10 protein-coding genes and 1 pseudogene are annotated in these 15,100 nt (G+C 66.6%); 9 read left to right on the forward strand and 2 right to left on the reverse strand.

All coding sequences use genetic code 11. The features are described from left to right. Positions 1-169: 169 nt before the first annotated feature. A complete protein-coding gene (locus VHP37_24895) occupies positions 170-874 on the reverse strand; it encodes an OmpW family outer membrane protein (protein HEX2829607.1) in 705 nt (234 codons plus the stop codon). Between the two features lie 330 nt (positions 875-1,204). Between VHP37_24895 and VHP37_24900 the strand changes: the two genes are divergently transcribed. From VHP37_24900 to VHP37_24925, 6 genes are all read left to right on the forward strand, one after another. Then, positions 1,205-1,591, forward strand: coding sequence for a response regulator (locus VHP37_24900; protein HEX2829608.1), 387 nt, complete (start codon positions 1,205-1,207; stop codon positions 1,589-1,591). Then, complete coding sequence (locus tag VHP37_24905) at positions 1,581-3,404, forward strand: EAL domain-containing protein (protein HEX2829609.1); 1,824 nt, start codon at positions 1,581-1,583, stop codon at positions 3,402-3,404. Before VHP37_24900 ends, VHP37_24905 begins: the two co-directional genes overlap by 11 nt. A 142-nt stretch (positions 3,405-3,546) precedes the next feature. Beyond that, on the forward strand, positions 3,547-3,936 hold the full coding sequence (locus tag VHP37_24910) for a response regulator (protein ID HEX2829610.1): 390 nt from the start codon (positions 3,547-3,549) through the stop codon (positions 3,934-3,936). A 44-nt stretch (positions 3,937-3,980) separates the two neighbouring features. Further along, on the forward strand, positions 3,981-5,366 hold the full coding sequence (locus tag VHP37_24915; GenBank protein ID HEX2829611.1) for an aminotransferase class I/II-fold pyridoxal phosphate-dependent enzyme: 1,386 nt from the start codon (positions 3,981-3,983) through the stop codon (positions 5,364-5,366). A gap of 29 nt (positions 5,367-5,395) precedes the next feature. Beyond that, a complete protein-coding gene (locus VHP37_24920) occupies positions 5,396-6,811 on the forward strand; it encodes a HAMP domain-containing sensor histidine kinase (GenBank protein ID HEX2829612.1) in 1,416 nt (471 codons plus the stop codon). Beyond that, positions 6,804-8,264 carry a HAMP domain-containing sensor histidine kinase gene (locus VHP37_24925; GenBank protein ID HEX2829613.1) on the forward strand — a complete coding sequence of 487 codons (1,461 nt, stop codon included), beginning with the start codon at positions 6,804-6,806 and terminating at the stop codon, positions 8,262-8,264. The genes VHP37_24920 and VHP37_24925 overlap by 8 nt, the downstream gene beginning before the upstream one ends. A gap of 262 nt (positions 8,265-8,526) precedes the next feature. Here VHP37_24925 and VHP37_24930 read toward each other — a convergent pair whose 3' ends face one another. After that, positions 8,527-9,492: an outer membrane beta-barrel protein gene (locus VHP37_24930; protein HEX2829614.1), complete on the reverse strand. Its 966-nt coding sequence runs from the start codon at positions 9,490-9,492 to the stop codon at positions 8,527-8,529. Here VHP37_24930 and VHP37_24935 point away from each other — a divergent pair. The 3 genes and pseudogenes from VHP37_24935 to VHP37_24945 all read left to right on the forward strand — a co-directional run bounded on the left by VHP37_24935 (position 9,430) and on the right by VHP37_24945 (position 15,053). Beyond that, positions 9,430-9,575, forward strand: a pseudogene (locus VHP37_24935) (transposase). The gene VHP37_24930 and the pseudogene VHP37_24935 sit on opposite strands and share 63 nt — an antisense overlap. Positions 9,576-9,687: 112 nt before the next feature. Next, positions 9,688-12,906 (forward strand): MHYT domain-containing protein, encoded by a 3,219-nt coding sequence (locus VHP37_24940; GenBank protein HEX2829615.1) that lies wholly within the window; start codon positions 9,688-9,690, stop codon positions 12,904-12,906. Then, entirely contained in the window at positions 12,903-15,053 is a 2,151-nt protein-coding gene (locus VHP37_24945; protein ID HEX2829616.1) for an EAL domain-containing protein, read from the forward strand. Before VHP37_24940 ends, VHP37_24945 begins: the two co-directional genes overlap by 4 nt. The last annotated feature ends 47 nt before the right edge of the window (positions 15,054-15,100 follow it).

A 15,100-nucleotide genomic window follows, 5' to 3' on the forward strand; every position in this document is an offset into this window, starting at 1 on the left:
ATCACTGGAACTTGAAGTCTCTGAACAGATACGACGTCACCGCACCGCCGATCACGCTGGCGACGGCGACGCCGGCCACGGGCGTCAACAGTTAGCTGAAGGCCGGATCATATCAGCGCAACGGCTTACATGGCCGAGCCGCGATGCAGTGGCTCCGGCGCGGCTCCGGTCAGAACCTGTACCCGACGGTCAGCCCGAATATGCCCGGATCCGCCTTGACGTCGATGGTGCGGATGATGTTGCCGAACCCCGGCGTGGCCGTGGTGACCGTGGCCGTCGTGCGGATCTGGTACCGCGAGTAGGAGGCATCGACGAACCAGTCCTTGTTGAGCGGGACGCTGACGCCGACCTTCGCGATATAGCCCCAGGAGCTTTTCATTTCGGCCGTGCTGGAGGTTCCGCCGAAAGCAGCGGTGAAATTGTCGCCGACCTGCTCGTCGGTATAGGTCGTGTAGTTCACTCCGGCGGCCAGGTAGGGCCGCGAGCCCCAGGGGCCGTCGAAGGTGTATTGACCGAGCACGCCGGGGAACCAGGCACGGACCTTCCCCACCTGGCCCAGCGGGGCTGCGACGCCTGCGCCCATGAGCTTGATCGTGGGCGGCGCTCCCCCCTGGACCACGAGGGACCACGGGCCGTAAATATGCCGCTCATAAACCAGGGCCAGGGTAGAGGCGTTCTTCAGGTCGGCCTGTACGCCCGGCGGGGTGGTCCCTGGCGGGCCCTTGAGGTCTGCGGACTTGGTGTTGAAATCGATGTAGGCATAGCCGATCTGGATCGAGTTCTCTTTGTCGGCGGCCTGGGCGTCGCCCATGACGCCGGCGAGGCCGAGGGCGATGCAGAGTCCGAGACCACCGGTGACGTGAGCAGGGCGCATTTCTTTTCTCCGAAGTTTGCGTTCGCTGCATCAACGGCCCCCCCGGGCGATTCTTGAGAGATTCTTTACCTGCGAACCCATTTCGGGCGCGACAGCCGTGCCTGCAGGGCCCGAATTTCGCTGCCGAACGACGGCGTCGTGGTGATGTGGCCCTGCTACCTGGGTGCAGTCCTCCTTCAAGCGGCGATAGCGCGCGCTCAAGATTTGGCCGGGACCTGCCGTAGTAGCGCGTGCTTGCCATCAGCAGCTTCACCAGATGATTCGCCGTGCCGTCCCTGACTCTTCATTCGCGCTTGCATGTTCAATGGTTTGCCTGCCTGGAGCCGGCGAATGCCTAAGATCCTGTTGATTGAGGACAACCCGATAAACAGCACCATGTTGCGCCGGCGGCTCGAGCGCAAAGGGTTCGAGGTGTATCTGGCCGTCGACGGTCCGGACGGGATCGCGGCGGCCCGCGCCCAAAGCCCGGATCTCATCCTGATGGATATCAGTTTGGGTCTCGGAAAGATGGACGGCTGGGAAGCCACGCAGAAGATCAAGGCCGACCCGGCTACGGCCGGCATTCCGATCATGGCGCTGACGGCGCACGCGATGGAAAGCGACCGGCTGAAGTCCGTCGAGGTCGGCTGCTCCGATTTCGATACCAAGCCGGTCGACTTCAACCGGCTGCTCACCAAGATCAGCGCGCTGCTGGAGGGCGCACAGCGTGTCGCATAACCCGCGTCTTCTCGTCGTCGACGATATCGCCGACAACCGGACCATCCTCTCGCGTCGTCTCGTACGGCGCGGTTTCGAGGTGGTCGAGGCCGACGGCGGGCGCGCAGCCCTGGAGCTGATCGCGCAGCAACCGTTCGACCTGGTGTTGCTCGACATCACCATGCCCGACCTGGACGGCCTCTCGGTTCTGAAGACCATTCGTGAGAAGCATTCGCCGTCCGCCCTGCCCGTCATCATGGTGACGGCAAACGGGGAGAGCGCCGACACCGTGGCGGCTCTGACGCTGGGCGCGAACGACTACGTGACGAAGCCGGTCGACTTTCCGGTCGCACTCGCCCGCATCGAGGCGCAGGTCGCACGCAAGCGCGCGGAGGAAGCGCTGCGGCTGACGAACCAGCAACTGGAGCATCGGATCGACAGCCGGACGGCCGAGCTCTCGCAGCTGAATGAGAAGCTCGCAAGCGAGATCGTTGAGCGCCGGCGTTCGGAAGCCCGGATGGAGCATATGGCGCATCACGATGCGCTGACCGGCCTTGCGAATCGCGTCCTGTTTCAGGACCGTCTGGGCCAGGCGTTGTCCGAGGCCGAGGCAAGCGGCGAAGCGGTCGCCGTGCTCTGCCTCGATCTCGATCGCTTCAAGGAAGTCAACGACACGTTCGGGCATCCTGCCGGGGACAAGCTGCTGCGATCCGTCGCCCAAAGGCTGCTGACGGCGGTTCGCGCCGAGGATACCGTCGCGCGGCTCAGCGGCGACGAATTCGCGATCATCCAGCCCGGACCCGCCTCGCCGGAGGCTACTGCGGCCCTCGGGCAGCGCGTGCTGGAGCTGTTCCAGAAGCCCTTTGAGCTGGACACCGATGTGCTTCGCAGCGGGGTCAGCATCGGCGCTGCGCTGTTCCCCCACGATGCGACGACCGCGAATGATCTGCTGAAGGGGGCGGATATCGCGCTCTACCACGCGAAATCGGAAGGTCGCGGGATATATCACCGCTTCGAAGCCGAAATGAGCGCGGCGCTCGAGGCGCGACGCGGATTCGAGCAGGACCTGCGGCAGGCGCTCGAACGCGATGAATTCGAGCTGCACTACCAGCCGCTGATCGACCTCGAAACCCACTCCGTCCTCGGCTGCGAAGCGCTCATCCGCTGGCGTCACCCGGTGCGCGGCTACGTTTCGCCCGCGGACTTCATCCCGATCGCGGAAAGCAACGGCTTGATCGTCGACATCGGCGCATGGGTGTTGCGGACCGCTTGCGCCGAAGCGGCGCGCTGGCCCGCCCCGACGAAGATCGCCGTCAATCTCTCCCCGGTCCAGTTCGCCAGGCCGGGATTGGTGGACGTGGTTGTGGACGCGCTGTCTGCGGCCGGTCTGGACGCGGCGCGCCTGGAGCTCGAAATCACCGAGTCGCTGCTGCTCGGCAACAGCGAGCTGGTGCTTCGCGCGCTGCGAGATTTGAAGAAGCTGGGTATCGAGATCTCGATGGACGATTTCGGCACCGGGTATTCGTCGCTCGGCTATCTGCGCCAATTTCCGTTCGACAAGATCAAGGTCGACCGCTCCTTCGTCAGCAGCCTGGCCGCAAGCACTGAATCGGTCGCCATCGTGCGCGCCATCGTGGGGTTGGCGAGTGGCCTGGGGATGACCACGCTCGCCGAGGGGGTCGAAACCGTCGAGCAACTCGACAGCCTGGTGGCCGAGGGCTGCGAGCAGGGTCAGGGCTTCTACTTCAGTCGCCCCCTCCGGGCAGCTGAAATCAGGGCCCTGCTCGGCGACCCACGCTGGCTGCCGGCGCACGCCCAGGCTGCTGCGGCTTAAGGCGCGGACCACGGCTGCGAAGCCGGCGACAACGCGCCGCGCTAAAGATTGTTCCGGGACCGCCGTTGTAGGCCTGTCCACGCGATGCCGGTGCATGCGAACACGGCCGGTGCGCCACCTTTGCCCGTCTTGGAGTCGACGAATGCCCAGGATCTTACTGATTGAAGACAACGAGATGAATCGCGACATGTTGAGCCGGCGACTCGAGCGCAAGGGGTTCCAGGTGTGCCTGGCCAGCGACGGTCCGGCCGGGATCGCGGCCGCCGCCGCCGAAAACCCGGATCTCATCCTGATGGATGTCAGTCTGGGTCTCGGCAAGATGGACGGCTGGGAAGCCACGCAGAAGATCAAGGCCGACCCGGCTACGGCCGGCATTCCGATCATGGCGCTGACAGCGCACGCGATGGCGACCGACCGGTTGAAGGCCGTCGAGGTCGGCTGCGCCGATTTCGATACCAAGCCGGTCGACCTCAACCGGCTGCTCACGAAGATCAACGCGCTGCTGGAGCACGCAGGTCGCGTCGTCCCATAGCCCGCGTCTTATCTACCCGCTCAATTTCATTTACCGAGAAAGCAATGTCACTCTTAAACGTCGTTCCTGATCCCATCGAAGCGCTCACCGGCAGCATGCGCGATTTCCGCGAGCTGCGCGGGCGCGACCTGACCGGCCGCGTCGAGCAGTTCTATCGCTGGCAGGATCTGCGCCGGCAGCATGGCCTGTGGCCTTATTCGAAGTCGACGGAGCAGGCGCCGCTCGCCGTCTGCGCCGCCAAGGACGACGCCGGCGTGAGCTTCCAGGGCGTCAACTTTTCGTCGCAGGACTATCTCGGCCTGTCCTCCGACCCGGAGATCAAGGAGACGGCGAAGGCCGTCATCGAAGAGTACGGCGTCCACAGCGCCGGCTCCTCGGCGCTTTCGGGGAATACCAAGTATTCGCTCAAGCTCGAAGAGACGATCTCGCAGTTTCTGCAGCTCGACCACACCGTGCTCTACCCGACCGGCTGGGCCGCCGGCTACGGCGTGATCAAGGCGCTGGTCGGCCCCAACGACCACGTCGTGATGGACGGCCTCGCGCACGCCTGCCTGCAGGAAGGCGCGGGCTCGGCGACCCGGAACGTCCGCCTGCACGGCCACCTCAACCTCGAATCGGCGCGCCGCCACCTGAAGAAGATCCGCGCCAAGGACACCGAGAACGGGATCCTCGTCGTCACCGAGAGCCTGTTCTCGATGGACTCCGACACGCCCGACCTCGTAGCGCTGCAGCAGCTGTGCCGCGAGTACGACGCGACGCTGATGGTCGACGTCGCGCACGACCTCGGCAATATCGGCGAGGACGGCCGCGGATTCATCGGCGTGCAGAACATGCTCGGCAAGGTCGACATCGTGATGGGCAGCTTCTCGAAGACTTTCGCGTCGAACGGCGGCTTCGTGTCGACCAAGTCCGCGGCGGTGAAGCAGTACCTGAAGTTCTACGGCTGCTCGAACACCTTCTCGAACGCGCTGTCGCCGGTCCAGGCGGCCACGGTGGCGAAGGCCTTCGAGATCATCCAATCGGACCGCGGCCTCGCGCTGCGCCGCCAGATGATGGACACCGTCATGAAGCTCCGCGCGGGCTTCGATCAGGCCGGCCTGCAGCTCATCGGCAACCCGTCGGCGATCGTTCCCGTGGTCGTCGGCGACGAGGCGCTGGCCCGGCGCGTGAGCCGCCGCCTTCCGGCACTCGGCGTGGTCGCGAACCTGGTCGAGTTCCCCGCGGTGGCCAAGGGCAACGCGCGCTTCCGCTTCCAGGTGATGCCCAGCCACACCGACCAGAACATCGCCGACGTGGTCGAGCGCTTCTGCGTCGCGGTCGACGCGGCAAAGTCGGAATACGAGCGGCACCTGGTCTCCACCGGCCAGGACCGGCGCCGGCAGTCGTGGGCGCCGAGCCAGGCCGAGCCTCGCCTGGCCGCTAAGGGCTGATCCGGCCGCGAGACCGCGAGGGCGAAACGATGCTGAACGAGCACATCCTCAGGGCGATCGACTGGTTCGTCCCGGCGCAACTGCGCACCGACACGGGCTCGTTCTGGCGGGCGCGGATCTTCGCGATCAGCCACCTGCTCAGCCCGTGCTTCGCGGTCCCCATCGTCGTCTTTCTCTTCCGCGCGGATCCGCAGCCCGGCGTTCCGTTCTGGATCATCTGCGCCGCGGCCTCGTCGTTCCTGTTCCTGCCTTTCGGCGTGAAGGCGACGAAGCAGCTGCGCTGGGCGGCCGTATCCTCGGTCTGCACGCTGACCTTCCTCAGCGTCTTCGGCTCGTTCTTCTACGGCGGGGTCAGCTCGCCGTTCCTGCCGTGGTTCCTGACCGCGCTACTGCTCGGCTTCTTCTACCTGGGCGACCGACCGCTGCTCGTGCTCGGGCTGTTCGCCGTCAACCTGCTGGGCCTGGGCATCGCGCACGAGATCAACGGCTTCTTCCCCGAGCTGGTGCCGGTGGCGGCGCTCTCGAACGTCGGCGTGATCTCGGTGTGCGCCGCGACGTTGTACACGTCGATGATGGCGATCTACTACGCCAGCGTCGTGACGGCCCAGTCCGCGCTGCGGCGCGAGGCCGAGCGGCATCTCGTGACGGCCGCAAAGATGCGCAAGGCGAAAGAGGAGGCCGAGCGGTCGAACGAGGCCAAATCGGTGTTCCTCGCGAAGATGAACCATCTGATGCGAACGCCGCTGAACGCCGTCATCGGTTACAGCGAGATCCTCCGGGAAGACGCCGAAGCGCTGAACAACGAATCGCAGATGCGCGACCTGGAACGGATCAACAGCGCAGGACGCCATCTCCTCGCGCTCGTCACCGACGTGCTGGACGTAGGCAAGATCGCATCGAACGACGTCGAGCTGGTCCTGCGCCCGGTCGACCTCGCGGGCCTCGTCGACGACGTGGCGTCGACCTGCCGGAGCCTGGTGACGGTCAATCGAAACGAATTCATCGTCGACAAGGGCGATGATCTCGGCACCGTCTTCACCGACGAAACGCGGCTGCGGCAGATCGTATTCAATCTGCTCAGCAACGCCGGGAAGTTCACCAGCAAAGGCGTCGTTACACTGGGCGTAAGCCGAGCGGCGGACACGTTCGTGATCTCGGTGAAGGACACCGGCATCGGGATATCGCGGGACAACATCGAGAAGCTCTTCACCGACTTCAGCCAGGCCGACGCTTCGACGTCGACGAAGTACGGCGGGACCGGCCTCGGGCTCGCGCTGAGCCGCAGCCTCTGCCACCTGATGGGCGGCGAAATCAGCGTCGAAAGCGACGTGGGACGCGGTTCGACCTTCACGGTCCGCCTTCCGGTCGAGGCGCGGCCGAAATCGGCTGCCGCGGCCGCTCCGATGCCCTCGCCCATCGAAGAAACGGAGGCTCTCGGTGCTTAGCCTTCTCAAGGGAGCTTCGGGCCGGCTGAACGCGCTCGTCGACTGGTTCATTCCCCGGAAGCTGATGGGAGACGCGGACGTCGTTCAAGGCGTGCGCATGTTCCTCATCAGTCACCTGGTCGGCCCGTTCCTGGGCCATACCATCTCGCTCTACGTCCTCTACGTCCAGGGCGCGCCCGACTGGGCCTGGACGGTCTTTTTCGTCGCGATCACGCTGTTCTGGCCGTTCTCGTTCGCGCTGCGACGCACCGGATGGTACGTTCCGCTCGCCTTCATCTCGATCCAGAACCTTCTTTTCTGCATCCTCTGGGGCTGCTATCACTACGGCGGCGTGAGCTCGCCGATCCTGCCCTGGCTGATCACCGTTCCTCTTCTGGCCTTCTTCTATCTCCCGTCGGCCAAGACCCGGATCCTGGTGTCGCTGCTGATCGTCTCGAACCTGGTCGGCTTCTACTGCATCTACAACTGGTTCGGGTTCCCCGACACGATCGCCCTGAGCTCGCTGTCCGGGCTGGGCTTCGTCTCGACGTTCTGCGCCGGTCTTTACGTCTCGATGATGGCGCTCTACTACGCCAACATCGTCTCGTCGCATTCCGAGCTGGAACAGGAAGTCAAAAGGCATCTCGAGACCGCTCGCGAGCTCGGCGAGGCGACCGAGGAGGCGCAGCGGGCAGTGCGTGCCAAGTCCGAGTTCCTGTCGAACATGAGCCATGAGCTCAGGACGCCGCTCAACGCCATCATCGGTTTCAGCGAGCTCCTCATGGATGAGACCGAGCCGGACGACCAGAGCTTCGCGGATCTGCAAGCCATCAACGGCGCCGGCCACAAGCTCCTCGGCCTCATCAACGAGCTCCTCGACCTGTCGAAGCTCGAGGCCGGGAAAATGGAGCTGCATCTCGAGCCCTTCGCTCTCGGAAGGTTGGTGGATGAGATCGCGGCGGAGTGGCGCGAGCGTATCGAGGGGAACGGCAACGAGTTCGACGTGGATTGCGCAGCTGATCTCGGTGAGGTCGTGGGCGACGCTGCGAAGCTGCGTCGGGCCGTCAGCAGCCTGCTGAGCAATGCGGCGAAATACACCCAGGCCGGTCGTGTCACGCTGGCCGTGTCGAACCAGGGCGGTCAGGTCATGGTCGTTGTACGCGATACCGGGTCAGGTATCAGCCCCGATAGGATGGTCAACCTGTTCGAGACTTTCGGGAAGCACGAGGGCGAGACGTCGAGCATCTACCGGGACGACCCGGGACTCGGACTTCCTCTCAGCCAAAGGCTTTGCCGGCTGATGAACGGCGAGTTGACTGCCGACAGCGAGGTTGGCCGTGGTTCCTGCTTCACGATTCGCATTCCGTCGCAGCCTGCGAAGCATGAGACTTCGAACGCGGCAGAGTCGGATGTTTTCGCCCTTGGGGTCTTGAATTCCACGCCATACCGACCCGCATTCGGAGCGAACACCTGAGGTGCGTCCCGTCAACCGTTGTCCTGACTAACGCTCAGGGGCACGTTCGCCGCACGCGCCGAAGCAGCTGGGTGCGCTTGATCCACAAGGTATCCGAGGCCGATTCGCTGGCCCGCCCTGCCCCTCAAGCCCGGCACTTGCGTGGCGCGCAACCGAATGCGCCAACTTTCGTCTGAGGCGCATTAGGAAGCGCAGTGCGGCGCTTTCGCGCCGCCGGCTTAGGCAGCCCCTGGATCGGCACCGCAGCCGGCGCGGCCGGCACTCAGAAGCGGAAGTTGATGGCGATGCGGGCGACCTGGCCGGAGTTTCGGAAGCGGTAGGCTATGCTCTCGCCGCCGAAATTGGCTGGGTCGCGGGCCTGCACCGTCACGTCCCGCAGATCGAAATGCAGGAACTCGAGCTGCAGGCTCGTGCGCGTTGAGATGCGATGCTCGACCCCGCCGCCGACGGCGTAGCCGAGGCGCGTGCCGCTTTCGCTCCAGCTGTTCGAGTAGACGCCGTTTGGCGCGTCGGGCAGAGGGAGCTGGAGGTTCCCGATGCGCAGGTCGAAGCGGTTGCGCACCCGCCCGGCGGCAAGGCCGCCGGTGACGTAGAACAGTGTCCGGTCGGCCACGACGCCGGCCCGCGCCAGCATCGTCGCCAGGCCGCCGATCCGCGTGCCGTAGCGTGTCGTGGTCTCGCTCTGCCCGAATGGATTTTGGCCGGCACCGAACCCGAATGGGGCGGGGTCGACGCCGAACATCGTGTTCTCGGCCGAGAAGCGGCCGAAGTTCAGGCCGAGCGCGACGCCACCGACGAAGCGGTCGCGCTGCATGTCGTAGCCGAGCGTCAAGCCGCCGCCGGCGGTGGTGTCGGCGCCAGCCTGCCGCGACGGGAAGATCCCGAGCGTGACATCCCGATCGATGACGCCGGCGGGCGACGCGGTGGAGGCGAGGGTGGCGCGGCCGTCGGTCCTGACGCCGCCGATCGAGGCGCCGGCATAGGGTCCGCTGAAGGCGGCGGGACGCGGACTGGGCCCGGTGTCCGCGCCGGCTGCGACAGCCGTGGCTTCCAGGAGGATGACGGCCGAGGCCATACGGAGAAACATCCGGATCTTTCCCTCACGGTTGGCGTGACCGCGGCGGCGCGTCTGGTGGAAGGACGCTGTATGCGCAGCCGAGGGGCGCATCTGGGTGAGGTGTTCAAGCGACTCGCTGTTCAGAAGGAGAGTCGGATTGAAGAAGGGCATCTGATGTCGGGCCACGTGCATATGATAATTGCATCCCGCCGAAGTATACGGTGTCGCAGGTCATCGGGTTCATCGAGGGCAAGGGTGTGCGATTCGATGTGCGCCGTTAACGCGCGCACCGGCGCTCAACTTCGTTCCGCACGCGCCGTTATGCCCCTGTAGGGCCCTCGCCCATACAGGTCGGAGTTGTCAGGCATGACCGGAACGTACGACCTCTCGCTCGTCTCGCTGTCCTACGTCGTCGCGGCGCTTGCCGCGTACGTGGCGCTGACGCTCGCCTCCCGTGTTTCGGCCTCGCAGGGCCGGGGCGCCACGTATTGGCTCATCGGCGGCGCGGTGTCGATGGGCAGCGGCATCTGGTCGATGCACTTCATCGGGATGCTCGCTTTCCGTCTGCCGATCCCGATGTCGTACGAGATGGACATCACCCTGCTGTCGATGGTGATCGCGATGCTGGTGTCCGGCTTCGCGCTGTTCACCATCAATCGCAGCCGCCTGACCGTGCGGCGGCTGCTCGTGTCGGGCGCGCTGATGGGCACCGGCATCGCGGCCATGCATTACACGGGCATGGCCGCGATCCCGATGTCCCCGCCGATCCGCTGGGACCCGCTGCTCTACGGCGCCTCGATCGCCATCGCCATCGCCGCTTCGGTCGTCGCGCTGTGGATCGCGTTCAACCTGCGCTCCGAGGCCCTGTCCAACGTGGCGCTCAAGCGCTTCGGCGCGGCGCTCGTGATGGGCGTGGCGATCGCGGGCATGCACTACACCGGCATGGCGGCCGCTCATTTCTCTCCCGACAGCGTCTGCCTCGGCAGCCCGCAGGGCGTCAGCAACCTGTGGCTGGCGACGACGATCGGCGGCTGCACGATGCTGTTCCTCGCCGCCACGATGCTCATCTCGGTATTCGATGCGAGGATCGCATCGAATACCGCACGACTTGCCGAATCGCTGCGGCTCGCCAACGAGCAGCTCACCGGAGAGATCGTCGAGCGCCGCCGCGCCGAGGAAGCCCAGCGCGCGAGCGCCGCGGAGCTCAAGCTCATCACCGACCAGATGCCGGCGATGCTGGCCTATTTCGACGCCGAGCTCGTCTACCGCTATCACAACCGCGGTTTCGAGCAGTGGACCGGCCTCCCCGCCGCGCAGATCGACGGCCGGCACCTCGCCGACGTGATCGGCGCCGAAGCGTGCTCGGAGATCGCGAGCAGGATCCCGCAGGCGCGCGCCGAAGGACGCATCTTCTTCGAAAGCTCGCGCCGGATGCCCGACGGCCGCCAGCAACATGCCGAAACCACACTGATGCCGCGCTTCGACGACGCCGGCGCGGTCATCGGCTACTACACCATGATCACGGACATCTCGGAGCGCAAGCAGATGGCAGCGCTCCAGATCGCGATCGAGGCCGCGCAGGCCGCCAGCCGCGCGAAGTCGGACTTCCTCGCGACCATGAGCCACGAGATCCGCACGCCGATGAACGGCGTGCTGGGCATGACCGATCTGCTGATGGATTCGGGCCTCACCCCGACGCAGCGCCGCTACGCCCAGACGATCCGCAACTCGGGCGACGCGCTGCTCAACATCATCAACGACATCCTCGACTTCTCGAAGATCGAGGCGGGCAAGCTCGAGCTCGAGAACATCGACTTCTCGGTGCGCGAAGTCGCCGAGGAAGTCGCCGAGCTGCTCACGAGCCGCGCGCACACCAAGGGGCTGGAGCTCGCGTGCCAGGTCGACGACGACGTGCCGCTGGTGCTCGGCGGCGACCCCGGCCGGCTGCGGCAGGTGCTGCTCAACCTCGGCGGCAACGCGGTCAAGTTCACCGAATCGGGCGAAGTGCTGATCACCGTCAAGCGCGCGGCGGACGACCGCGCGACCCCGGGCAACACCGTGCTGCGCTTCGCGGTGCGCGACACCGGCATCGGCATCACCCAGGAAACCCGCGGGCGGCTGTTCCAGGCCTTCAGCCAGGCCGACGGTTCCACGACGCGGCGCTTCGGCGGCACCGGCCTCGGCCTCGTGATCTGCAAGCAGCTCGTCGAGATGATGGGCGGCGAGATCGACATTGCGAGCCGCCCCGGCGCCGGCTCCACGTTCTGGTTCACCGCGCGCTTCGCGACCCCCGGATCGGCCGCCGCAACCGCGGCGCGCCGCAGCGATCTCTCCGGCGTGCGCGTGCTCGTCGTCGACCACGACCCGACGACGTGCACCATCCTCCAGCGTTACCTCATCGCGTGCGGCGCGCTGAGCGGCGCGGCGGACACCGCGCAGACGGCGCTCGCGATGCTGCGCAAGGCGCACGCGCAGGGCGCGGCTTACGACGTGGCGCTGGTCGACCGCAAGGTTCGCGGCATGCACGCGATCGAGCTCGCGCGCCGTATCGACGCAGACTCCGAGCTGCGCGGCACCCGCATCATCGTTCTCGACTCGCCGAGCGGCCGCGAGACGCGCGGCCTCACCGGCGAACCGGGCATCTTCGGACACCTCGACAAGCCGGTGCGCCGCGCCGAGCTCTTCCACAGCATCGCCGTGGCGATGGGCGCGGCGGAGCCGGTGCGCGCGGCCGAGCAAGCGATGGCCGACACGCAGGAGGCGCCGCTCGGCGGCCACGTGCTGCTCGTCGAGGACAACAGCGTCAACCAGGAGATCTGCGCACAGATGCTCGTCAACCTCGGCTGCGACGTCGAAGTGGTGTCCGACGGGCGCGCCGGCCTGGAAGCCGCGTTCGCGCGGCCCTACGATCTCGTGCTCATGGATTGCCAGATGCCGGTCATGGACGGCTTGGAGTCGGCCACGGCGATACGCGAGCGCGAGCGCGCCGAGGCGAAGACGGCGCCCGCGCGCCACATCCCGATCATCGCGCTGACCGCGAACGCGATGGACGGCGACCGCGCGCGCTGCATCAAAGCGGGTATGGACGACTACCTCTCGAAGCCGTTCAAGAAGGAAGCATTGCGTGCGGTGCTCGAGCGCTGGCTCCCGGCGTGCCCGCGGACCGAGCGCCGCGCGGCCGAGCCTGCAGCCGAGATTCCGCCGAGCGTAGAAGTCCGCGGGCAGGCCGAGACGCTCGACCGCAGCGCGCTCGACAACATCCGCCGGCTGCAGAAGCCCGGCGCGCCGAGCGTGCTCGGCAAGGTCGTCGACCTCTATGTGCGCGACGCGCCGCGGCAGATCACGGCGATGCGTGATGCGCTCTCAGCCGGCGACAGCGCGGTGCTGCGGCGGGCCGCGCACACGCTCAAGTCCAACAGCGGCAATCTCGGCGCGACCGGGTTGGCCGCGGTCTGCAAGGAGCTCGAGACGCGCGCGGCCGGCGCCGCGCTCGACGGCACGGACGAGTTCATCGAGCGCATCCAGCGCGAGTACGAGCGCGTGCAGGCCGCCCTGCTCGCCGAAACCGAGTCGGCAGAAGCATGAAGGCCCGCACGCAACCCGTGGTGCTCATCATCGACGACGACATCGTGATGCGCATGCTCGCGCGCGAAGCGCTCGAGCAGGCGGGCTTCACCGTCGAGGAAGCGAGCGACGGGCAGGAAGGCCTCGAGACGTTCGAGGCGCTCAGGCCCGACGCCGTGCTGCTCGACGTCATGATGCCGGTGCTCGACGGTTTCGAGACCTGCGCGAGCTTGCGCTCGCGCGAGTCCGGCGTCACTGTTCCGGTGCTCATGATGACGGGCCTCGACGATGCCGAATCCATCCATCGCGTGTACGAAGTCGGCGCGACCGACTTCATCACCAAGCCCATCGCGCTCGCGATGCTGGGTCATCGGGTGAGCTACGTGCTGCGCGCCAGCCGCGCGTTCCAGGAGCTCCAGCGCAGCGAAGCGCGGCTCACCAACGCGCAGCGCATCGCGCAGATCGGCCACTGGGACTGGAATCTCGCGACCGGCGCGGTGCAGCGCTCCGAGGAAGTGCGCCGCATACTCGGCTACACCGCCGAGACGCAGCTTCCGGAGCGCGGCATCTTCCTCGACGCCGTGCACCCCGACGACCGCCGCGCGGTCGAGGACGCGCTGTACGCGGCGATCCACCGCAACGAGCCCCTCAACATGGGCTTTCGCATCGTTCGGCCCGACGGCGAGGTGCGCGCGGTTCACCAGCAGGCCGAGGTGGTGCGCGACGCATCGGGCAAGCCGCTGGGCATGCAGGGCACGCTGCAGGACGTCACCGACCGCAAGCGCGCCGAAGCGCAGATCGAGCAGCTCGCCCTGTACGACGCGGTCACCGGATTGCCCAACCGGCACCTGTTCCGCGAGCAGCTCAATCACGGCATCGGCCGCGCCCAGCGCACCGGCGAAAACCTCGTGCTGCTGTCGCTCGACCTCGACCGCTTCAAGCGCATCAACGACACCCTCGGCCACGAGACCGGCGACCTGCTGCTGAAGGAAGCCGGCGCGCGCATCGCACAGGCGATCCGCGGCAGCGACGTCATCGCGCGTCGCGAGAGCGACGCCGAGAGGTGGTGCATCGCGCGCCAGGGCGGCGACGAGTTCACGCTGCTCCTGCCGGCCATGCCCGACGCGCAGGACGCGGCGAAGGTCGCGCGCCGCCTCCTCGAAGCGCTGGCCGAGCCGTTCCGGCTCGCCGGCAGCGACATCGTGGTGGGCGCGAGCGTGGGCATCGCGGTCTACCCGCTCGACGGCGCCGACGGCGAGACCCTGCTCAAGAACGCCGACGCGGCGCGCGCTTACGCGAAGCAGCAGGGCATGAACCGCTGCGAGTTCTACAACGGCACGATGAACGCCCGCACGCTCGAAAAGCTCTCGCTGGAAAGCAAGTTGCACCAGGCGCTCGAGCGCGACGAGTTCAGCCTGCATTACCAGCCCAAGGTGGACCTGGCGACGCGCGAGGTCGTGGGCTTCGAAGCGCTGATCCGCTGGCGCCACCCGGAGCTCGGCATGGTCTCGCCGGCGGATTTCATCCCGCTCGCCGAAGAGACCGGCCTCATCACCCCGATCGGCGCGTGGGTGCTGCGCGCCGCGTGCGCGCAGATCGCGACGTGGCGCGATGCCGGGGTGGCCCTCGTACCGGTCGCGATCAACCTCTCGGCCAGGCAGTTCCACCAGGAGAACATCTGCGAGGTGGTCGCCGGCGCGCTCGCGACACACCATATACCGCCGCACCTCCTGGAGCTCGAGATCACCGAGAGCGCCGCGATGAAGGACGCGGAAGCCGCCACCGCGACGCTGAGGAAGCTCAAGGCGATCGGCGTGCAGATCGCGATCGACGACTTCGGCACCGGGTACTCGAGCCTGTCGTATCTCAAGCGTTTTCCCATCGATTCGCTCAAGATCGACCGCTCGTTCGTCACCGAGCTGCCGTGCAACCAGGACGACGCGACGATCGCGCAGGCGGTGATCACGATGGGACATGCGCTGCGCCTGAAGATCGTCGCGGAAGGCGTGGAGACCGCAGCCCAGCGCGATTTCCTGGCAGCCAACCGCTGCGACCAGATGCAGGGCTACTTTTTCTCGAGGCCGCTGCCGGCCGACCAGTGCACCGCGCTGTTCGGTCCTGCGTCGACCACCCCGGATCCGGACGAGCTCAGGACTGCGGCGGCCTGAAGGTTCTCGCCGCGGTAACCGCGTGGTACTCTGCGGATCGATGGACA

Source organism: Burkholderiales bacterium (genome assembly GCA_036262035.1).
Classification (GTDB): domain Bacteria; phylum Pseudomonadota; class Gammaproteobacteria; order Burkholderiales; family SG8-41; genus JAQGMV01.

What these genes read in the sequence shown, in the direction of transcription:
- VHP37_24920 (HEX2829612.1), top strand. Translation starts at nt 5,396, where the DNA reads ATGCTGAACGAGCACATCCTCAGGGCGATCGACTGGTTCGTCCCGGCG.
- VHP37_24915 (HEX2829611.1), top strand. Translation starts at nt 3,981, where the DNA reads ATGTCACTCTTAAACGTCGTTCCTGATCCCATCGAAGCGCTCACCGGC.
- VHP37_24910 (HEX2829610.1), top strand. Translation starts at nt 3,547, where the DNA reads ATGCCCAGGATCTTACTGATTGAAGACAACGAGATGAATCGCGACATG.
- VHP37_24900 (HEX2829608.1), top strand. Translation starts at nt 1,205, where the DNA reads ATGCCTAAGATCCTGTTGATTGAGGACAACCCGATAAACAGCACCATG.
- VHP37_24895 (HEX2829607.1), bottom strand. Translation starts at nt 874, where the DNA reads ATGCGCCCTGCTCACGTCACCGGTGGTCTCGGACTCTGCATCGCCCTC.
- VHP37_24930 (HEX2829614.1), bottom strand. Translation starts at nt 9,492, where the DNA reads ATGCCCTTCTTCAATCCGACTCTCCTTCTGAACAGCGAGTCGCTTGAA.
- VHP37_24940 (HEX2829615.1), top strand. Translation starts at nt 9,688, where the DNA reads ATGACCGGAACGTACGACCTCTCGCTCGTCTCGCTGTCCTACGTCGTC.
- VHP37_24945 (HEX2829616.1), top strand. Translation starts at nt 12,903, where the DNA reads ATGAAGGCCCGCACGCAACCCGTGGTGCTCATCATCGACGACGACATC.